The organism is Nonomuraea sp. AD125B (assembly GCF_041402765.1).
In the GTDB taxonomy this organism is placed as follows: Bacteria; Actinomycetota; Actinomycetes; order Streptosporangiales; family Streptosporangiaceae; genus Nonomuraea; species Nonomuraea bangladeshensis.
In genome coordinates, this window is the sequence record NZ_JBGLOU010000014.1 from 141,280 (window position 1) to 161,297 (window position 20,018).

The 20,018-nt window shown below is 71.3% G+C and carries 21 protein-coding genes; 8 read left to right on the plus strand and 13 right to left on the minus strand.

The features are described 5' to 3' along the window. Positions 1–7: 7 nt before the first annotated feature. Together ACBR40_RS33145 and ACBR40_RS33150 are read right to left on the minus strand one after the other, a co-directional pair. Entirely contained in the window at positions 8–2,233 is a 2,226-nt protein-coding gene (locus ACBR40_RS33145) for a SpoIIE family protein phosphatase (protein WP_364463030.1), read from the minus strand. A gap of 123 nt (positions 2,234–2,356) precedes the next feature. Beyond that, positions 2,357–3,064 (minus strand): metal-dependent transcriptional regulator, encoded by a 708-nt coding sequence (locus ACBR40_RS33150; RefSeq protein ID WP_344217816.1) that lies wholly within the window; start codon positions 3,062–3,064, stop codon positions 2,357–2,359. Between the two features lie 87 nt (positions 3,065–3,151). Here ACBR40_RS33150 and ACBR40_RS33155 point away from each other — a divergent pair, with 87 nt between their 5' ends. Continuing rightward, complete coding sequence (locus tag ACBR40_RS33155) at positions 3,152–3,787, plus strand: UdgX family uracil-DNA binding protein (RefSeq protein ID WP_371251268.1); 636 nt, start codon at positions 3,152–3,154, stop codon at positions 3,785–3,787. 89 nt (positions 3,788–3,876) lie between these two features. Here ACBR40_RS33155 and ACBR40_RS33160 read toward each other — a convergent pair whose 3' ends face one another. Both ACBR40_RS33160 and pdxH read right to left on the minus strand, forming a co-directional pair. Next, positions 3,877–5,133 (minus strand): MFS transporter, encoded by a 1,257-nt coding sequence (locus ACBR40_RS33160; protein ID WP_371251269.1) that lies wholly within the window; start codon positions 5,131–5,133, stop codon positions 3,877–3,879. Positions 5,134–5,143: 10 nt separating this feature from the next. Then, a complete protein-coding gene (gene pdxH / locus ACBR40_RS33165; protein WP_344217822.1) occupies positions 5,144–5,797 on the minus strand; it encodes a pyridoxamine 5'-phosphate oxidase in 654 nt (217 codons plus the stop codon). 182 nt (positions 5,798–5,979) lie between these two features. Between pdxH and ACBR40_RS33170 the strand changes: the two genes are divergently transcribed. Together ACBR40_RS33170 and serC are read left to right on the plus strand one after the other, a co-directional pair. Continuing rightward, the gene (locus ACBR40_RS33170; protein ID WP_344217824.1) at positions 5,980–7,086 is read left to right on the plus strand and encodes a citrate synthase 2; all 1,107 of its coding nucleotides are present in this window, start codon (positions 5,980–5,982) and stop codon (positions 7,084–7,086) included. Positions 7,087–7,285: 199 nt separating this feature from the next. Continuing rightward, complete coding sequence (serC, locus tag ACBR40_RS33175) at positions 7,286–8,395, plus strand: phosphoserine transaminase (RefSeq protein WP_344217826.1); 1,110 nt, start codon at positions 7,286–7,288, stop codon at positions 8,393–8,395. A 28-nt stretch (positions 8,396–8,423) separates the two neighbouring features. Here serC and ACBR40_RS33180 read toward each other — a convergent pair whose 3' ends face one another. The 8 genes from ACBR40_RS33180 to ACBR40_RS33215 all read right to left on the minus strand — a co-directional run bounded on the left by ACBR40_RS33180 (position 8,424) and on the right by ACBR40_RS33215 (position 15,653). After that, complete coding sequence (locus ACBR40_RS33180; RefSeq protein WP_371251270.1) at positions 8,424–9,050, minus strand: rhomboid family intramembrane serine protease; 627 nt, start codon at positions 9,048–9,050, stop codon at positions 8,424–8,426. Between the two features lie 111 nt (positions 9,051–9,161). Continuing rightward, positions 9,162–9,926, minus strand: coding sequence for a crotonase/enoyl-CoA hydratase family protein (locus tag ACBR40_RS33185; RefSeq protein ID WP_344217830.1), 765 nt, complete (start codon positions 9,924–9,926; stop codon positions 9,162–9,164). A gap of 16 nt (positions 9,927–9,942) precedes the next feature. Continuing rightward, the gene (locus ACBR40_RS33190; protein ID WP_371251271.1) at positions 9,943–10,716 is read right to left on the minus strand and encodes an SDR family oxidoreductase; all 774 of its coding nucleotides are present in this window, start codon (positions 10,714–10,716) and stop codon (positions 9,943–9,945) included. A 48-nt stretch (positions 10,717–10,764) separates the two neighbouring features. Beyond that, a complete protein-coding gene (locus tag ACBR40_RS33195; RefSeq protein ID WP_091080528.1) occupies positions 10,765–11,103 on the minus strand; it encodes an STAS domain-containing protein in 339 nt (112 codons plus the stop codon). A gap of 104 nt (positions 11,104–11,207) precedes the next feature. Then, a complete protein-coding gene (locus ACBR40_RS33200; RefSeq protein WP_344217833.1) occupies positions 11,208–11,945 on the minus strand; it encodes an ABC transporter ATP-binding protein in 738 nt (245 codons plus the stop codon). Next, the gene (gene cbiQ, locus ACBR40_RS33205) at positions 11,939–12,709 is read right to left on the minus strand and encodes a cobalt ECF transporter T component CbiQ (RefSeq protein WP_344217835.1); all 771 of its coding nucleotides are present in this window, start codon (positions 12,707–12,709) and stop codon (positions 11,939–11,941) included. The genes ACBR40_RS33200 and cbiQ overlap by 7 nt, the downstream gene beginning before the upstream one ends. 4 nt (positions 12,710–12,713) lie before the next feature. Then, positions 12,714–13,748 carry an energy-coupling factor ABC transporter permease gene (locus tag ACBR40_RS33210; protein WP_371251272.1) on the minus strand — a complete coding sequence of 345 codons (1,035 nt, stop codon included), beginning with the start codon at positions 13,746–13,748 and terminating at the stop codon, positions 12,714–12,716. 93 nt (positions 13,749–13,841) lie between these two features. Continuing rightward, positions 13,842–15,653 (minus strand): glycosyltransferase family 2 protein, encoded by a 1,812-nt coding sequence (locus tag ACBR40_RS33215; protein ID WP_371251273.1) that lies wholly within the window; start codon positions 15,651–15,653, stop codon positions 13,842–13,844. A 339-nt stretch (positions 15,654–15,992) separates the two neighbouring features. Here ACBR40_RS33215 and ACBR40_RS33220 point away from each other — a divergent pair, with 339 nt between their 5' ends. Genes ACBR40_RS33220 through ACBR40_RS33230 form a run of 3 tightly spaced genes read left to right on the plus strand, consistent with a single transcriptional unit; the run spans position 15,993 to position 16,869 of the window. After that, entirely contained in the window at positions 15,993–16,310 is a 318-nt protein-coding gene (locus ACBR40_RS33220; protein ID WP_371251274.1) for a hypothetical protein, read from the plus strand. Between the two features lie 18 nt (positions 16,311–16,328). Next, complete coding sequence (locus ACBR40_RS33225; RefSeq protein ID WP_371251275.1) at positions 16,329–16,712, plus strand: ClpX C4-type zinc finger protein; 384 nt, start codon at positions 16,329–16,331, stop codon at positions 16,710–16,712. Positions 16,713–16,743: 31 nt separating this feature from the next. Then, positions 16,744–16,869, plus strand: coding sequence for a hypothetical protein (locus ACBR40_RS33230; RefSeq protein WP_281249570.1), 126 nt, complete (start codon positions 16,744–16,746; stop codon positions 16,867–16,869). A gap of 51 nt (positions 16,870–16,920) precedes the next feature. Here ACBR40_RS33230 and ACBR40_RS33235 read toward each other — a convergent pair whose 3' ends face one another. Further along, positions 16,921–17,457: a CGNR zinc finger domain-containing protein gene (locus ACBR40_RS33235; protein WP_371251276.1), complete on the minus strand. Its 537-nt coding sequence runs from the start codon at positions 17,455–17,457 to the stop codon at positions 16,921–16,923. 102 nt (positions 17,458–17,559) lie between these two features. Here ACBR40_RS33235 and ACBR40_RS33240 point away from each other — a divergent pair, with 102 nt between their 5' ends. Beyond that, positions 17,560–18,321, plus strand: coding sequence for a class I SAM-dependent methyltransferase (locus tag ACBR40_RS33240; protein WP_344217846.1), 762 nt, complete (start codon positions 17,560–17,562; stop codon positions 18,319–18,321). Positions 18,322–18,422: 101 nt separating this feature from the next. Beyond that, on the plus strand, positions 18,423–20,018 hold the full coding sequence (locus tag ACBR40_RS33245) for an alpha/beta hydrolase (protein WP_371251344.1): 1,596 nt from the start codon (positions 18,423–18,425) through the stop codon (positions 20,016–20,018).

The window sequence follows — 20,018 nt, forward strand, 5'->3', positions numbered from 1 at the left end:
AGACCACTCACCTGCCGCGGGTGGGAATCTCGAACCAGACGGCTTTGCCTTCCTTGGTAGGACGCGAGCCCCAACGCCGAGCAAGCTGGTCCACGAGGTAGAGGCCGCGCCCGCCCTCGTCGTTCTCGCCGGCGCTGCGGATCCGCGGCAGGCGCAGGTCCTGGTCGAACACCTCGACCCAGACCGCCTCCTCGCCCCTGCGCAGCCGGAGCGTGAACTCCTTGTCGCCGATCGCCTCGTCCTCGAAGCCCGGCAGGTCCCAGGACTCTTCGAACGGCAGCGGCGGCCCGTCCACGGACAGCTCCCTGCGCGGCACGGTGGCGGTGGAGGCGTGCAGCACGACGTTGGTGACGACCTCGGAGACCAGCAGACAGGCCAGCTCGGCCCGCTCCTCGGGCACGTTCCAGCCGGAGAAGGCCTCGGCGGCCATCCGCCGCGCCTCGCCGACCATGATCGGCTGCGCCGGGAACGTGCGCTCCTCGACGTCGAGATCGACGTCGCTGGAGCGGACCACCAGGATCGCCATGTCGTCGTCGATCTCGCCGGGCACCGCGACCGTGGCGGTCTCGGCGATGCGCTCGACGTCGGCGTCGGACAGCTTGGACAGCTTCTCGCAGAGCACGCCCAGCGTCTCGGACTCGGTCGGCGGGTGGCCGTCGCGGCCGGGCCGCCGGTCGACCAGGCCGTCGGTGTAGAGCAGCAGCGCCGCGCCCGGCGGGAGGGTGCGCGTCTCCTCCTTGTAGACCAGGTCGGCGTGCAGGCCCTTGGCGCGGACGCCGAGCGGCTGGCCGACCTCCTCGATGTCGAGCTCCACGCACTGGCCGTCGACCAGCAGCAGCGGCGGGGCGTGCCCGGCGTTGGCGAACGACAGCTGCCGCGACCAGGCGTCGTAGACGAGGTATTGGCAGGTCACGATGGGCGGGATGCTGATGTCGGCGCCGTTGTCGTCCTGCTCGGGCGTGGCGATGATGCGGGTCCACTCGTCGAGCCTGGCGAGGATGTCGGCGGGCGACTTGTCGTCCTGCGCGAAGGCCCGCAGGGCGGCCCTGAGCTGGCCCATGACGGCCGCCGCCTTGGCGCCCCGGCCCTCGACGTCGCCGATGACGATGCCGACCCGGCCGGCCGACAGCGGGATCACGTCGTACCAGTCGCCGCCGACCTGGGTCTGGATGCCCTGCCCGTGAGAGGCCAGCGGAGCCGCAGGGAAGTAGCGCACCGCGATCTGCAGGCCGTCGAGACGGGGCATCGCGCCGCGCGGCAGCAGGTATTTCTGGAACGACTCGGCGGTGTGCCGCTCCTCCTCGAACAGCAGCGCGTTGTCGATCGCGACCGCGACCCGGGTGGCGATGGCCCCGACGAAGTCACGGTCGAAGGCGTCGTAATGAGGGCTGCGGCGGTCGGTGAGGTTGGACAGGCCGAGGTACATCAGGCCCAGGGTCTCGCCGCGCACCAGCAGCGGGGCGACGATGGCCGAGGTCATGCCGATCTCGCCGCACAGGCGGGCGCTGCCCTCGCTGGGCGAGGGGAAGCTGCTGGTGGCGAAGTCCTCGACGAGGATGGTCTCCTGGCGGCGCAGCGCGGTGTCGGCGTAGTGGCCGATGGGGTAGCGGATCTCCGCGCCCACCGGCTTCCACGTGCCCGACGGCGGGGTCCACCCCTGCACGTGATGCGCGACCCGCCGGACGAGGCGGTCGCCCTCCATCAGCTCGATGAAGCAGTGGTCGGCGAACTGCGGGACGAGCATCTCGGCGACCCGCTTGAGCGTCTCCTCGACGTAGAGGGAGCCGGCCAGCCGCTCGCCGATGCGCTCCAGCAGGCCGAAGCGGTCCTTCTCGCGCTCGTTGCTGCGCAGGGCCTCGCGGGCGGTGATCACGATGCCGGTGACGGCTCCGGAGGTGTGGCGCAGCGGCACGGCCTGGGCGCGGACGTAGACGATGGTGCCGTCGCCGCGCTTGACGTCGAAGGTGCCCTCCCACACCCCGCCCTTGAGCACGTGCTTGGCCAGCTCGATCGCCTGCGGGTGGTCCTTCTCCATGATCCCGAGGGACAGGACCGAGGTGTCCCCCGGCGAAGCGGGGCCCGGCCGGCCGAAGAGCTTCTCGGCGAAGGGGTTCCAGTAGAGGAGATTGCTGAAACGGTCGGTGACGACCACCGCCATCTCGGCATGGTCGAGAACGGACCCGGCGGCGAGATGATCAACCCCGTCCTGTGACAGATCCCCCCAACGCTTCATCCGAAGACCACTCCTCGGGGTGGCGAGCATGCACAGCGAACCACGAGCGCTCCTGCAACAGTCTTGGTCTGGGGAGAGTGGAGGGCCTCCCAGAAGGGATTCAACCAAGCCGCTGCGCGCACGTCAGCGCTTGGAGACAAAAACGTGCGCGGCAACATCACGCGGAAGCTCCGCGGGATTGTCGTTCGCGTCACCGTCACCTGTCACCCGCACACCGTCGTCGCTCGCCGCGAGCGTGACCTCGCGTCCGGGTTGTATCCCAACTTGCTTGAGTTTAAGCATCACAGCGGGATCACTTTGCACTTGTTCGCTAATTCGCCGCACCACCACGGGCACGCCCATGGGGCCCACCGCAAGGTCGCTCATCGACGTGAGCCCGTCGGGAGCGGCCTCGGCCGGCTCCTTGGCGCCGAGCTCCGCCAGGCCGGGGATGGGGTTGCCGTGCGGGCACACGGTGGGGTTGTCGAGCAGGGTCACCAGCCGGGCCTCCACCGACTCCGACATCACGTGCTCCCAGCGGCACGCCTCGACGTGGACCTCTTCCCACGGCAGGCCGATGACCTGGGTGAGCAGGCATTCGGCGAGGCGGTGCTTGCGCATCACGCGGGTGGCGAGCTGGCGGCCCAGGTCGGTCATCGCGAGGTGGCGGTCGCCCTCGACCCGGACGAGGCCGTCGCGCTCCATGCGGGCGACGGTCTGGCTCACGGTGGGGCCGCTCTGCTGCAGGCGCTCGGCGATGCGGGCACGCAGCGGGACGATGCCCTCCTCCTCGAGCTCGTAAATCGTGCGGAGGTACATCTCCGTCGTGTCGATCAGGCCGTGTGCGGTCAAGGCAGTCCTCCCAACTGAATGTTACGTCGGTCGTGGCGGGGACTGAGCCCGTCCGCCTCGGGCACGTAGGTCACGCAGGGAACCCTATTGGGAGAACGACCGACGATGGTCAAGGACGGCAACAACGGCGCGGGCGACTTCCTTCCCGACCGGCTCGACCTCGCCTCGCTGCGCGCGGCGGCGGCCCGCTGCGAGGGCTGCGATCTCTACCGCGACGCCACGCAGACGGTGTTCGGCGAGGGGCCGGGGAAGGCGGCCTTCATGCTCGTGGGCGAGCAGCCAGGCGACCAGGAGGACCGGCAGGGGCATCCGTTCGTGGGCCCGGCGGGCCGCGTCCTGGACAGAGGGCTGGAGGAGGCGGGCATCGCCCGCGACGACGTGTACGTCACCAACGCCGTCAAGCACTTCTCCTGGGTGCCGCGCGGCAAGCGGCGCATCCACCAGAAGCCGACGGCCGGCGAGATCACCGCCTGCCGGCCGTGGCTGGAAGCCGAGCTGGCCGCGGTGGAGCCGCGCGTGGTCGTGGTGCTCGGCGCGACGGCGGCGCGCTCGCTGCTCGGCGCCGCGTTCAGGGTGACGCGGCACCGGGGCGAGGCGGTGTCGCTCGGGGACCGGCTGGCGGTGGCGACGATCCACCCGTCCGCCGTGCTGCGCGCCCCCGACCGGGAGGCCGCGTACGCGGGCTTCCTGTCCGACCTCCGCGCGGCGGCGGAGGTCGCCTAGCCCGCCCGCCTCGGCGGAGGACGTCGCCCAACCCGCCCGCCTCGGCGGAGGACGTCGCCCAACCCGCCCGCCTCGGCGGTGGGCGTCGCCTAGCCCGCCCGTTCGGCCACCAGGTCGGCGCGGTAGTTGCGGAAGCCCGCGACCGACAGCCCGACGACGAGCACCACGGCCGCGCAGGCGAGGCCGCCGCCCACCCAGGCGCCGCTCAGCCCGAGCATCGTGGCGGTCGCGCCGGCCCGCAGGTCGCCGAGGCGCGGCCCGCCGGCCACCACCACCATGAAGGCGCCCTGCATCCGCCCGCGCATCTCGTCCGGCGCGTAGAGCTGGAGTATCGACTGCCGCCACACCGAGGAGATGACGTCGGCCACCCCGCCGACGGCCATGAACGTCACCACCAGCCACAGGTTCCCCGTCATCCCCGCGGCGGCGACGGCGAGCCCCCACACGGCGATGACGACGACCAGCGCGACGCCCTGCCGCCGCACCCTGCCGACCCAGCCGGAGAACAGCGCGCCGACGACGGAGCCGATGGCCATGGCCGCGTTGAGCCAGCCGAGCGCGAGCGCCGAGCCGCCGAACCACAGGTCGGCCGCCTCGGGGAAGAGCGCCCTGGGCAGGGCGAAGACCATGGCGATGATGTCCACGACGAACGACATGAGCAGCACGGGGCTGCGCATGATGAAGGCGAGCCCCTCCAGCACCGCCCGCGCACCCGGCCGGGTCACCTCGCCCAGCGGGGGCAGCGCGGGGAGCTTGAAGGCCGCGTAGAGGCCGGCGGTGAAGAGGAGGGCGTCCACGGCGTAGGCGGCCGCGTACCCGCCGCCCACGAGCAGCAGGCCGCCGAGCATCGGCCCGATCACCGCGCCGATGCTGTAGACCAGCGAGTTGAGGGCGTTGGCCGCGGGGACCAGCTCCGGCCGCAGGATGCGGGGGATGATCGCGCCCCGGGTCGGCCCGGTGATGGCGAACCCGGTGGCGTTCACCGCGACCGCGGCGAAGATCACGTAGACGTTGTCGAGCCCGATCAGCGCCTGGACGAGGATGAACAGCGTCGCCGTCCAGGCCACGGCCGATCCGGCGAGCAGCAGCTTGCGCCGGTCGACGGCGTCGGCCACGGCTCCGCCCCACAGCCCGAAGACGATGAGCGGGACCAGGTTGGCCAGGCCGAGCAGCCCGACCCAGAACGAGGACCCGGTGATGTCGTAGACCTGCTTGCCGACCGCGACGACGGTGACCCCGACCCCTACGTGCGAGACCGCCTGGCCGAGCCAGATCCGCCGGTAGGCCGGCACGCCGAGCGGCCGGGTGTCCACGAGATGACGCTTGATCAAGTCCCCGAATGCCACTTAACGAACATTAAGGTGCAAGTCTCTCCAGGACCCATCCGGGTGGTGTCCGCCGGTAGCGGAGCCGGTCGTGCATCCGGTCGAGCTGTCCCTGCCAGAACTCCATCTCCACGGGATGGACGCGGAACCCGCCCCAGAACTCGGGCACCGGCGGCTCCTCCGGCCAGCGCGCCGCCAGCTTCTCGTAGCGGGCGTCCAGCTCCTCGCGGGAGCGTACGACGGCCGACTGCCGCGACGCCCACGCGCCGATGCGGGAGCCGTACGGGCGGGAGTTGAAGTATTCGGCCGACTCCTCGTGGGAGATGCGGCTCACGGTGCCGTCCACGCGGACCTGGCGGCGGATCGCGTGCCAGGGGAACAGCAGGGACGCGCGGGCGTTCTCGGCCAGGTCGCGGCCCTTGCGGGACTCGTAGTTCGTGTAGAAGACGAAGCCGCGCTCGTCGTAGCCCTTGAGCAGGACGATGCGGGCGCTCGGCCGGCCGCCTGCCGAGGCGGTGGCGAGCACCATGGCGTTGGGCTCCGGGATCCCGGCGGCCGTGGCCTCCTGGAACCAGAGAGTGAACTGGGCGATCGGGTCGGCCGCGAGATCGGCTTCGAGCAGCGGCTCGCCCTCGTACGTGCGTCGGAGCCCCGCCAGCGAGGGCGGGCGCGGGGTGGCATCCACGAGACGGTATTGTTGCGCGCTCGTGTGGTAGATCCCACTACACCGCTCCCCACCAGCGGCTTTGGCGCTTCGGCGGGTCCGGAGACCGAGCAGGAGCTGGGAGGGGGTTAAATTGACCCGCCGGTATCTCGACATCAAGGCTTTGCATTGCCGGAACATGGCAGAAAGGGAGGCGGCCGAGTATGTCCGACTTCAAACCCGGGCTCGAAGGCGTCGTAGCTTTCGAGACCGAGATCGCGGAACCGGACAAAGAAGGGGGCGCCCTTCGATACCGGGGCGTCGACATCGAAGAGCTGGTCGGCCGTGTCCCCTTCGGGCACGTTTGGGGCCTGCTGGTCGACAACACGTTCCAGCCGGGTCTGCCCCCGGCGGAGCCGTTCCCCATCCCTGTCCACTCCGGTGACATCCGCGTAGACGTACAGAGCGCGCTCGCCATGCTGGCTCCGGCCTATGGCTTCAAGCCGCTGCTCGACATCAGCGACGACGAGGCCCGCGACCAGCTCGCCCGCGCGTCGGTCATGGCCCTGTCGTTCGTGGCGCAATCCGCCCGTGGTCTCGGCCTGCCGATGGTTCCCGAGAGCAAGGTCGACCAGGCCACCAGCATCGTCGAGCGTTTCATGATCCGCTGGCGCGGCGAGCCCGATCCCAAGCATGTCAGGGCCATCGACGCCTACTGGACCTCCGCGGCCGAGCACGGCATGAACGCCTCCACGTTCACCGCCCGCGTCATCGCCTCCACCGGCGCCGACGTGGCCGCCGCGCTCTCCGGCGCCGTGGGCGCCATGTCGGGCCCGCTGCACGGCGGCGCCCCGGCCCGCGTGCTGCACATGATCGAGGGCGTCGAGCAGCTCGGCGACGCCAAGAAGTACGTGCAGAGCGAGCTCGACAAGGGCAACAGGCTCATGGGCTTCGGCCACCGCGTCTACCGCGCGGAGGACCCGCGGGCCCGCGTGCTGCGCCGCACCGCCAAGGAGCTCGACGCTCCCCGGTACGAGGTCGCCGCGGCGCTGGAGCAGGCCGCGCTGGAGGAGCTGCACGCCCGCAAGCCCGACCGGGTGCTCGCCACGAACGTGGAGTACTGGGCGGCCGTGGTGCTCGACTTCGCCGAGGTCCCCTCCAACATGTTCACCTCGATGTTCACCTGTGCCCGCACGGCCGGCTGGGCGGCGCACATCCTGGAGCAGAAGCGCACGGGCAGGCTCGTCCGCCCCAGCGCGAACTACGTCGGCCCGTCCTCGCGCCCGCTGAGCGACGTGCCGGGCGCCGACGAGGTCGTCGGCAAGCTCTGACACCCCCTCCCCGGACGAGACTCCGGTGACGGAACGGACGGCCGCCGCGTGGCTCGCACCCGCGCGGCGGCCGTTCCGTGCCCGCCTGCCCGCCCTCTCCCGCAGGGCCGCTGACCTGGGCACATGACGGCAAAACGCGTCAATCTCAGATGTCGGACCCCGTGCGAGCCACCCGGCTCCGGTCGGTAGGCTCCATCATGTGGCTGACATCGTGATTCCCGCTGACATCAAGCCCGCCGACGGCCGCTTCGGCTGCGGGCCCTCGAAGGTTCGCACCGAGCAACTGGCCGCGCTCGCCGCCTCCGGGGCGGAGCTCATGGGCACCTCGCACCGCCAGAAGCCGGTCAAGAACCTGGTCGGCCGCGTACGCTCCGGTCTCGCCGACCTGTTCTCGCTGCCCGAGGGCTACCAGGTGGTCCTGGGCAACGGCGGCACCACCGCGTTCTGGGACATCGCCGCCTTCGGGCTGGTGCGCGAGAAGTCGCAGCACCTGTCCTTCGGCGAGTTCTCCTCGAAGTTCGCCGCCGTCACCAAGAAGGCGCCGTGGCTGGCCGAGCCGAGCGTCATCAAGTCCGACGTCGGCACCCACCCCAAGGCGGTCGCCGAGGACGGCGTCGACGTCTACGCGCTCACCCACAACGAGACCTCGACCGGCGTCGCCATGCCGATCGAGCGGGTCGGCGGCGACGACGCCCTGGTGCTCGTGGACGCCACCTCCGGCGCGGGCGGCCTGCCGGTCGACGTCTCCGAGACCGACGTCTACTACTTCGCGCCGCAGAAGAGCTTCGCCTCCGACGGCGGCCTGTGGATCGCGCTCATGTCGCCGCGCGCCCTGGCCCGCGTCGAGGAGATCGCCGCGACCGACCGCTACGTGCCCGAGTTCTTCAGCCTGCCCATCGCGATCGACAACTCCGGCAAGGACCAGACCTACAACACCCCGGCCGTGGCCACGCTGTTCCTGCTGGCCGACCAGCTCGACTGGATGAACGGCAACGGCGGCCTGGCCTGGACCACCTCCCGCACCGCCGACTCCAGCTCGCGCCTCTACACCTGGGCCGAGAAGTCGTCCTACGCCACGCCGTTCGCCGCGCCCGAGTTCCGCTCGCAGGTGGTCGGCACGATCGACTTCAGCGACGACGTGGACGCCGCCGCCGTGGCCAAGGTGCTGCGCGCCAACGGCATCGTCGACACCGAGCCCTACCGCAAGCTGGGCCGCAACCAGCTGCGCATCGCGATGTTCCCGGCCATCGACCCGGCCGACGTCGAGGCGCTCACGACCTGCGTCGACTACGTGGTCGAGCGCCTCTAGCGCTCCTGCGAGGTCCCCGCCTGCGCGCTCAGTAGGCGGGGATCTCCTTTTTGCTCCTGCGGCGCAGCAGCCAGCCGGCCAGCACGCCGGCGATCAGCCCGCACAGGTGTCCCTGCCAGGAGATGCCCGGCTGGTTGGGCAGCAGACCGGCCAGGATGCCCCAGTAGGCGATGCCGACGCCCACGGCGATGACGAGGTCGAGCAGGCGCCGGTCGAACAGCCCCCGGGCCATGATGTAGCCGAAGTAGCCGAAGATCAGCCCGCTCGCGCCCACCGTGATCGCCCTGGGGCTCATCAGCCAGGTGCCGAGCCCGCCCAGCACGATGATGATCAGGGTGGCCAGGAAGAACTTGCGCAGGTCACGCAGCCCGGCCAGGAAACCCAGCACGAGCAGCGGCAGCGAGTTGGCCATGAGGTGGCCGAAGCCGCCGTGCAGGAACGGCGCGAAGAGGATGCCGACCAGTCCGTCGCTCTCCCAGCCGACGATGCCGAAGTTGCGATCCAGCGCGCCGTTGAGGAAGACGTCCACGACCTCGACGATCCACATGATGGCGAGCATGGCGGCCACGATGAGGAACGCGCTGAGGGCGCCCGAGAGCAGCGACCCCGCGCCCCGCTTGACGGAGTCGAACCTCGAACCCGAATAGTCGCCCATGCGCTCTCCCGGTAGCTTGTTCCCTCTTTCTTTACCGTAAGCGGAACGAGCTATGCGCGCGCTAAGTCCCTCCCGTCCCTGAGCCGGGACGGGAGGGCCGGGACCAGGGCGTTACTCGCCCTTCCACTGGGGGGCGCGCTTCTCCGCGAACGCGGCGGCGCCCTCCATGGCGTCCTTGGAGCCGAACACCGGGTTGATGATCGCCCCCTGCTTCTTGAACATCTCCTCCAGCGACCAGTCCTGCGACTCGATGACGACCTTCTTGGTCGCGGCGAGGGCCAGCGGCGCGTTGGCGGCGACCTTGCGGGCCAGCTCCAGCGCCTCCTCAAGGGCCTTGCCCGGCTCGGCGATCCGGTTGACCAGGCCCAGCTCGTACAGGCGCGAGGCCGGGTAGTGGTCGCCCGTCAGCGCCATCTCCATGGCCACGTGGTACGGGATCCGCCGCGGCAGCCGCATGATGCCGCCCGCGCCCGCCACGAGGCCGCGCTTGGGCTCCGGCAGGCCGAAGGTGGACTCCGCGGAGGCCACGATGAGGTCGCAGGCCAGGGCCAGCTCGAAGCCGCCGGCGAGCGCGTAGCCCTCGACGGCCGCGATCAGCGGCTTCTTCGGCGGGGCCTCGGTGAGGCCGCCGAAGCCGCGTCCCTCCACCACCGGGAGGTCGCCGGTCAGGAAGCCCTTCAGGTCCATGCCGGCGCAGAAGGTGCCGCCCGCGCCGGTCAGGACGTACGCGGAGATCTCCGGGCGGGCGTCGAGGCCGTCCAGGGCCTCCGCGATCCCGCGCGCCACCGCGCCGTTGACCGCGTTGCGGGCCTTGGGGCGGTTGATCGTGAGGATCGCGACGTTGCCGGACTCCTCGACGAGCACTTCGTCAGACACGAGAAAGACTCCCGGGCTACTTGGGCTGGAAGCGGATGCCGCCGTCGAAGCGGATGACCTCGCCGTTCATGTAGTCGTTCTCGACCAGCGAGCGCACCAGGTGCGCGAACTCGTCGGCGCGCCCCATGCGCTTGGGGAAGACGACCGGCGCGACGAGCTTGGCCTTGAACTCCTCGGAGTTGGGCGAGAAGCCGTAGATGGGGGTGTCGATGATGCCGGGGCAGATCGTGTTCACACGGACGCCGATGGCGGACAGGTCGCGCGCCGCGGGCAGGGTCATGCCCACGATGCCGCCCTTGGACGCCGAGTAGGCGAGCTGGCCGGTCTGGCCCTCCAGAGCGGCGACGGAGGCGGTGTTGACGACGACGCCGCGCTGACCGTCGGCGTCGGCCGGCTCGGTCTTGGCGATGGCGGCCGCCGCCAGGCGCATGAGGTTGAACGTGCCGATCAGGTTGACCTCGATGACCTTGCGGTAGGTGGCCGGGTTGTGCGGGCTGCCATCGCGGTTGACCGTGCGCTCGGCCCAGCCGATGCCGGCGCTGTTGACCACCACGCGGAGGGGCTTGCCGGTGGCGACGGCGGCGTCCACGGCCGCCTGCACCTGCTCCTCGTCCGACACGTCGGTCTTGACGAAGACGCCGCCGATCTCGTCGGCCACCGACTTGCCGCGCTCTTCGTTGAGGTCGGCCACGACCACGGTGGCGCCGGCGCGGGCCAGCTCGCGGGCGGTCGCCTCGCCGAGGCCGCTGGCGCCGCCGGAGATGATTGCTGAGGATCCGTTCACGTCCATAACCCGGACCCTAACCCGAGAACCGAATGAAGTTCTACTTGGGGGTGGTTAAATCTCGCCCACGGCGCTGTCCACGTCGGAGTAAACCTTGATCCGGCGGTCCAGGCCCGTGGTGCGCAGGATGCGCGCGACGGGGGCCTGCGGGGCCGCGAGCGACACCCCGCCGCCCTCTCCGGTGGCCAGGCGCCAGGCCTCGATCAGCACCGACAGCCCGCTGGAGTCCATGAACGACAGCTGCTGCAGGTCGAGCACGAGCTTCGCGCTGTCCTGCTTGATGGCGTCGCGTACTTCGTCCCGGAGGAACGGTGCGGTGAACAGGTCGAGCTCTCCCTCAACGGCCACCACCACGGCGTCTCCCAGGGCATGTCGCGCAAGCCGCAGCTTCATTTGGGCCCCTCCTCGATGAGCCACTGTACTTCGACATGCCCCTCCACTGGGCATGCACAGACCACGAACAGCCGGATAAAACGGGCGAGTTGGGACAGCCCTGGTCACGCGGCCGGGATGGTGAACCCGTACGGGAGCTCCAGGCGGTGCTCGGCCAGCAGCTCCGCGTCGGCCAGGAGCTCGCGCGTGGGCCCGTCGGCGGCGATCACGCCGCCGGAGAGGATGAGGGAGCGCTCGCACAGCTCCAGCGCGTACGGCAGGTCGTGCGTGACCATGAGCACGGTCACGTCGAGCGAGCGCAGGATCTCGGCCAGCTCCCGTCGCGCGGCCGGGTCGAGGTTGGAGGAGGGCTCGTCGAGCACCAGGATCTCGGGCTCCATGGCGAGCACGGTCGCCACGGCCACCCGGCGCCGCTGGCCGAACGACAGGTGGTGCGGCGGCCGGTCGATCGCGTCCAGCATGCCCACCCGCTCCAGGGCCGCCGTCACGACCCGGTCCAGCTCCGCGCCGCGCAGTCCGGCGTTGGCCGGGCCGAAGGCCACGTCGTCGCGGACCGTGGGCATGAAGAGCTGGTCGTCGGGGTCCTGGAAGACCAGGCCGACGCGCTGCCTGATCTCCTTGAGCGTGTCCTTGCGCACCGGGGTGCCGGCCACGGTGACGGTGCCGTGGCCCGCCGCGAGTATGCCGTTGAGATGCATGACGAGCGTGGTCTTGCCCGCGCCGTTGGGGCCGAGGAGCGCCACCCGCTCGCCCCGGGCGATCGACAGGTCCACGCCGAACAGGGCCTGCGTGCCGTCCGGGTAGGCGTAGGCGAGCCGCCTCACCTCCAGGGAGTTCACCACCCGAGCCCCGCCAGGGAGAGTCCCAGCACGGCGAGGGCCCCGGCGGGCAGGGCGAGCGCGGTGGCCCATTGGGCGGTCGATGCCGTCATGTCTGCCATTATCGGCATCCGGCCGGTGTAACCGCGGCTCAGCATGGCCAGGTGCACCCGCTCGCCCCGCTCGTACGAGCGGATGAACAGCGCCCCCGCCGAGCGGGCGATCACCGGGATGTGCCGGGCGTTCCTGGCCTCGAACCCCCGCGACTCCCGCGCCACCCGCATCCGGCGCATCTCGTCGAGGATCACGTCCATGTAGCGCAGCATGAACATGGCGATCTGCACGAGCAGGTCCGGCAGCCGCAGCCGCTGCGCGCCGAGCAGGATCACCCGCGGCTCCGTGGTGGCGGCCAGCAAGATGGAGGCCACCACGCCGAGTGTGGCCTTGGCGAGGATGTTCCAGGCCGCCCAGAGCCCTTCCACGCTCAGCGAGAGGCCGAGCACGCTCACCCGCTCCCCCAGCCCGATGACCGGGATGAGCACCGCGAACAGCACGAACGGCACCTCGATCACCATCCGCCGCGCGATGTGCCCGGCCGGCACCCTGGCGGCCGCCGCGACCGCGCCGAGCAGCACGGCGTAGGCGGCGAACGCCCAGAACCGCTCCCGCGGGGTGGCCACCACCACGATCGCGAACGCGAGGACCGCCAGCAGCTTGCACTGCGGCGGCAGCCGGTGCACGACGGAGTCGCCCGGCAGGTGGAGCCGGTGGTGGTGGCCCGCGCTCACGTCGTCACGCCCTGACGCCGTCGCGCTTCGTGGCGGCGTCGCGGTTCCTGGCGGCGAAGGCCACCGCTCCGGCGATGAGCAGCACCAGGCCGACGCCGATGATCCCGGCGATGCCGACCGGGATCCCGCCGACCTCGCCGTAGTCGGCCAGCGCCCATCCGCCGAAGGCGTGCTCGCCCGCCTGCCCGCCGAAGCCCTGGTTCTCGGCCACGGCCTCCAGCCCGTCGGGGTCGGGCGAGGCGAAGAACGACACGAGCCCGGCCAGCACCAGCGTCACGCCGACGCCGCCGAGCAGGAACGGCTTGAGCCGCCCTCCCGCCGGCGCCGCCGCCACGGGCTGGGGCACGGCCACGGTCGTGCTCTCGCCGTCCGCGCCGCGCAGCACCAGCGGCCTGGCCAGATTGCGCGCGCCGTACACGAGGTCGGGCCGGACGGCCAGGACCGCGCCCACGGTGACCGCCGTGATGACGCCCTCGCCGATGCCGATGAGCAGGTGCACGCCGCCCATCGCCGCCGCGACCGCGCCGACCGAGATCGGCGCGGTGCCGCCGATCCAGAACAGCAGCGTGAACACCAGCGCCGAGGCCGGTACGGAGACCAGCGCCGCGAGGAAGGCCGCCGCCGTCACCCCGCCCTTGCCCCGCGCGAAGCCGGTGACCACGCGGAAGACCGCCCATCCGGCGAGCACGGTGACCAGGCCCATGATCGTGACGTTGACGCCCAGCGCGGTCAGCCCGCCGTCGGCGAAGAACACGGCCTGGACGAGGAGGACCACGGCCATGCACAACACGCCGGTGTAGGGGCCGACGAGTATCGCGGCGAGCGCCCCTCCCAGCAGGTGCCCGCTGGTGCCGGCCGCGACGGGGAAGTTGAGCATCTGGACGGCGAAGATGAAGGCCGCGACCAGCCCGGCCATGGGCGCGGTACGGTCGTCGAGCTCCCGCCGCGCGCCGCGCAGGCACACGGCGACGCCGGCCGCCGCCACCGCTCCGGCGGAAACCGACGTCGCCACATTGAAGAACCCATCAGGTACGTGCACGACCTTGCCTCCCAAAAAGGGGACGACCCGCCAAATGGGGACGAACAACCCCCTACTTTAGGACATGGTGTTGCACCTGCACATGGGTGGCAATTACTTGAGAATGCGCCTCGCGAGGCTCCTGGCCGACATCCGCCTGACCACCGCGCTCAGCCGTCCCTTGCCCGACGTCGCGTACGGCCGCACGCTCCGCAGCAGGGCGGCCCCCGGCCACCGGCGCGGCGTGGCGACCGCGTCCGCGTCGGCCTCGATCCTGAACCGCGCGGGCGGACCGCCGAGATCGAGCTCCAGGTAGGCGTCCCAGGTGCCGGGCGCGAGCCGCCCGATCGCGGGCCTGGCCGTGAAAGCGCCGCCGGGCAGCGCCGTCACCGGCTCGGCCCGCTCGCGCCCGCTGCGCCGCTCGCGCCAGACGAGCTGCCGGACCGCCGCGGCGGACGGGGTGGACCCGGCGACGCTCACCTCGCCGTGCACCTGCAGCCGGCGCCCGAGCGACCAGCGGGTGCGCAGCAGGCGCACCGCGCCGGGCACGTCGACCACGTGCCCGCCGACGTCGATGCTCAGGTTGCCGTTGTCGCGGGTGAAGTAAGGGAGCACCGCCATCTCGCCCACCAGCCGGGGCTCCGGGCGGGCGACGCCCTTGTCGCGCTCGGCGCCGAGCCGGCCGTGACGCACCACGCCCTCCAGCTCGACGGCGACCCGGAGGTCCCAGACGCCGGAGTCGAGCGCCGCCACGTCGATCGGGGCGACGAACTCGCCGCCCTTGCGCCGGGCGGGCACGACCAGCTCGGCGTGCGGGTCGTAGCGCGAGCGCAGGACCAGCGTGACCCCGTCGTCCCTGCTGATCCCGTCGAGGCGGGCGGCTCCCGTCACCACCAGGCGGTCGCCGTCCCAGCTCAGCCCGGTCAGCCGGCGGCGTACGGTGGCGCTTTCGATGCGGGCCAGGCGCACCAGCCGGTCGATGTCGTCGAGCGCGCCCGCCCGCTGCCGGTCGATGCTGTTGAGCCGCTCGTGCACGCCCGGGGTGTACCACTCCTCGCACAGGGCGGCGACCTCGCGGGCGATGTCCTTGCGCCGGATGTCGTCGCTCTCCAGGAAGACCAAGCCGAGCTGGGCGAAGGCGTCGAGCCTGAAGTGCCGGCGCAGCAGGTGGTCGCGGAGCGCGCCGGGCGGGATGTGCCGGGCCATGAGCCGGATCGGCTCGCGGATCATGGCGAGCCACGCGAGCGGGTCGCGGCTGCCCGGCTGCTGCATGATGCTGCTGCCGTCGGGCCTGGACACCAGGTGGTAGCAGTCGTAGTCGGCGACCACGGAGATGACCCGGGCGTGGCAGTAGGCGTGGACGGTGAAGATGATGTCCTCGCCGACGAGCATGCCCTCGCCGAAGCGGATGCGGTGACGCTCCAGCAGGTCTCTGCGGAACAGCTTGAAGCAGCTCAGGCTGTTGTAGACGGTGCTGTCGCCGAGGTCGGCGCGGTCGGCGTTGTGCTGGAACATCGACTGCGGCGCGCGGCGGCCGTGCCCGACGATCTTGCCGAGGACGATGTCGGAGCCGTTGCGGTCGCCCATGGCCACCATGCGTTCGAGCGCCTCGGGGCCGAGGTAGTCGTCGGCGTCGCAGAAGAACACGTAGCGGCCGGTGGCGTGCTCCATGCCGACGTTGCGCGGGCGGCCGGCGCCGCCGCCGCCCCTGATGTGCACGACGCGCACGCTGTCGCGGTGGTAGGCGGCGTAGAGGTCGAGCAGGTCGGCGCTGCCGTCGGTGGAGCCGTCGTCCACCACGACGATCTCCTTCTTCACCCGCTGCACCAGCACGGACGTGAGGCATCTGTCCAGGTAGTCGCGGCAGTTGTGTGCGGGGATGACGACACTGACGTCCACCGCGTCGTCGTTGCCAGGCGCCGGCATCGCTCCACCACTCCCGTGATCACTGTCAGTCGCGTTGTGGTCTCAGTATGTGACCAAGACGCGACCTCCGGGGGGCCGATCGGCTGTCTTCGTCTCCGGCTTTTTGCAGACAACGGATAATGACCGCATTTCGCCAATAGGCACCGGCAGGGCCGCCAATTGCCGCATTACCGCGCGACCGAACGCGGCTCAGGAAAGAGGTTTTCCCTCCCGGTGGTAGAAACCTCTCCGGGGGGTGCACTGAGGTACTCCCCTACGGACCGTGTGATCCACTCATGGGGTACGCGCGTCTACAGTTAGGCAACCGTGACCGGGAGGTGGCAGGAAATGGGATCGGCCGTGCATGTCGCTGAGTTCATCGTCTCCTCGGCTCGGTTGACCGAGTTGCACGAATGCTCGGCGCTGCTCCGCCGTACGAGAAGGCGCGCCGAGGAGATCGTCGCCGAGGCCCGCGCGCTGCTGGCCGAGGCCGAGCTGAGCGGCGACGCCGAACGCGTCCTCGCCCTGCGTGCGGACGTGGAGCGGGCGCGGCAGTCGTACTGCAAGGTGCTGAACGCCTACGTGGCGATCTGCGGGCGCATCACCGAGGAGCGCCGGGCCATCGTGGAGGAGCAGTTCGCGCGAGATTCGCGGCAAGGCTTGTCAGGAGTCGCCTGACGGGCGTATCGTCAGGCCATGCCTGACTGGAAAGACAAACTCCGGTGCTCCTTCTGTCACAAGAGAAGCGCGGAAGTGAGCAAACTCATCGCAGGCCCAGGTGTACACATCTGCAACGAATGCGTAGACCTGTGCAACGTAATCCTGGAAAGCGAACGCACCACCGCTTCCCCGGAGCCCCGGCTTCCCGCCTGGGAATCCATGTCCGATCAGGAAATCCTCGACCATCTGCCGAAAATCGCCGCCGTACAGGCTCAGGTGGACGACAATCTGCACGACTGGGTCGCGCAACTCCGCGACCGGAACGTGAGCTGGGAACGCATCGGCTCCGCGCTCGGCATGACGCGCCAGTCGGCGTGGGAACGGTTCAGATCCGAGGGCCCGGTCGGTAATCCCGTGTGACCCTTGGGGCGTCTCATCGGCAGGGAGGCTGATGATGCGCGTCCTCGGCGGCCTCGCCGCGCCGGACCTCGACGAGCTCCGCCTGGAGCTGGTGCTGGTCCTCGCGCTGCACGAAGAGGCGGAACGGCTCGGCGCCCCGGCGCAGGAAGCCGGTTAGAACGGGCTCCAGCTCCCCGTCCGCGCACGGGGAGCTGGAGCAGGGGGGCTTTCACTCCCCCGCACGGCCCCGGGCGCGGAAGGCGGCCGTCTTGACCCGGTTCTGGCAGGCCGTGGAGCAGAACCTGCGGGTGCCGTTGCGCGAGACGTCCACGTAGACGCGGTCGCAGTGCGGCGCCGTGCACACCCCGAGCCGCTCGGCGAACTCACCGCCGAGCACGATGGCGAGGCCCGTCGCGCAGCTCGCCCCCCACTCGCCGGCCGGAGTGCCGCTCGGGCCGTGGAAGTGCAGGTGCCAGGGCTCGCCGTCGTGTCGTTCGAGCATCGGGCGGGCGCGGAACTCCTCCAGCAGCCCGTTGACCGTGATAGCGGCGGTGTCGACGTCGCCGGCCGCGACGGCGGCGAAGACCGCGCGCAGGCGGGCGGCGACCGCGGCCAGCTCGCCGCCCTCGGCGGCGCTCACCTCCCGGTACGTCCGGTAGACGGTCCGCAGCGCGTCGGTGGCCGCGACGCCGGCGTCCGCGGGCCCCGGATAGGGGCGTCCGCGCTGCTCGCCGGGGGTCAGGGCGTTCACCAACGCCACCGTCACCCGGACCACTCCATCGGTGTGACTGTTGAAGTCCAATTGACCGGTTACACCTTCGCGTTCTATGTTGTGACTGACGAAAGCATAAACGACAGTCACAAGGAGATGTCTGTGCTCACTCACGATGCCGCACGGGAGTGGATCGCGCGCTGGGACCGCCAGCAGGAGGGCTACCTGCCCGACCGCGAGGAGCGCTTCACCGCCCTGATCGACGCCCTCGAAGCCCTGGACCGGCCCGATCCGCTGGTCATCGACCTGGGGTGCGGGCCCGGGTCGCTGTCGGCGCGGATCGTGGAACGGCTGCCCGAGGCCAGGGTCGTGTCCGTGGACGCCGACCCGCTGCTGCTCGGGCTCGGCCGTGCGGCCTATCCGGGGCTCACGTTCGTCCCCGCCGATCTGCGTACGCCCGGCTGGAGCGACCTGCTCGGCCTCGACCGGCCCGCGGACGCGGCCGTCAGCACGACCGCGCTGCACTGGATCTCCGGCCCCGACCTGCTCAGGGTCTACACCGAGCTGGCCGGGGTGCTCCGCCCCGGCGGACTGCTGCTCAACGGCGACCACCTGGACAGCGACGACGTCACGCCCGAGCTCGCCCGGCTGGAGCGCGCGCTGCACGAGCGCGAGACCGAGCGGGTCTTCGGCGCCGAGCGGCCCGAGGACTGGCGCGCCTGGTGGGAGGCCGTCAGCGCGGACCCGGCGCTCGCCGAGCTCGACCGCGAGCGGACCACCGCCGGGGCGGACCACCACGGCTCGGAGTCCCACCTGCTGTCGGAGCACGTCGAGGCGCTGCGGGCGGCCGGGTTCGGCGAGGTGGGCACGCTCTGGCAGCGCGGCAACAACCGGCTGCTGTGCGCCGTACGCGGGTGACCCCGGCTGGGACCCTGGTATGACACGATTTCCTACTTCAGTCGGATGCTCTTGTCGGGTTCGCTGACCGATGATCGAGTCCCCCGACGATGGGAATCGTGATGCGAAGACCAGTCCTGATCCTCGCCCTCCTCCTGGGTCTCGTCGCGCCGCTCGCGCCGGCGACCGCCGCCGGCGCGACAGCCGCCCCGGCCGACCCGGCCGCCACCAGCACGACCGGCGCGACGGGCGCGGCGCCGGCCCTGCGGTGGGCCCCCTGCGCGGAGAACGCCGCCGTCGAGTGCGGGACGCTGACCGTGCCGATCGACTGGAACAACCCGCGCGGCGGGACCTTCGAGCTGGCCCTCGCCCGGCGCAGGGCGAGCGACCCGGCCGCCCGCATCGGCTCCCTGGTGATCAACCCCGGCGGCCCCGGTGGCTCCGGCGTGGACGCCGTGCTGGGCGAGTGGCTCGGCTTCACCCCCGAGATCACCAGCCGGTTCGACGTGGTCGGCTTCGACCCGCGCGGCGTGGCCCGCAGCCACCCCATCACCTGCTCGCTGGAGCTCGCCGTCCAGGCCCCCGACCCGACCGCGCTGCGCGGCCAGGCCGACTGGAACGCGATGCTGGCCTTCAACCGGCGCTACGCCGACGACTGCCGCCGGCGCACCGGCCCGCTGTTCGACCACGTCCACACCGGTAACGTGATCCGCGACCTCGACGCCCTGCGCGCCGCGCTCGGCGACGACAAGCTCACCTACTACGGCATCTCCTACGGCACGCTAATCGGCCAGCTCTACGCCGAGCGCTACCCCCGCCGGGTCCGCGCCCTCGCGCTCGACAGCAACATGGACCACAGCCTCGGCACCCAGGCGTTCCTGGACACCGAGTCGTGGACCGCGCAGGACTCCTTCGACGAGTTCGTGACCTGGTGCGGCCGGACCGACACCTGCGCGCTGCACGGCAGGGACGTCCGCGCGCTCTGGCACGAGCTGCTGGCGAAGGCCGAGCGCGGCGAGCTGACCTTCCCCGGGCAGCCTGATTTCGTGCTGCGCAAGCTCGACCTCGTCGGGATCGCCTTCAGCGCCTTCTACGGCCCGATCTGGCGCGAGCTGGCCGAGCTGCTGGCGGCCATGGAGAGCGGCACGGGGACCGTGAGCCCCCTCCTCGCCCCGGTGACCGCCAAGAAGGCCGCCGTCGCCGCCGAGGAGACCATCAACGACGCGAGCTTCGTCTTCTGCCAGGACTACGCGCTGCCCGTACGCGACTTCCGCGAATGGGACCGGCTGCTCCGCAGGTCGGCGGCCATCGCCCCGGACATGCTGATCAGCTCAGCGGCGCACCCGCTGACGCTGACCTGCCAGGGCACGCGCACGCCGAACCCGCAGCACCGGCTGAAGGTGGACGGCTCGCCGACGCTGCTGGTCGGCAACTCCCTGCACGACCCCGCCACGCCCTACCCGTGGGCGGTCAACGCGGCGGCGCAGATCGGGCGGGAGGCCCGGCTGCTGACGTACGAAGGGTGGGGCCACGGCATCTACGGCCACGGCGAGTGCCCGACGGGCGCCATCGACCGTTACCTGGTCTCCGGCGAGCTTCCCGCCAAGGGCGCCCGCTGCCCGGCGGTACCGCCCGCCGAGGTGAGCGCCAAGAGCGCGCCGCGTCCGTACCCGGGTCCGCGGCCCGGTCTGCCCGGCTGGACGTACGCCCGCCGGTGA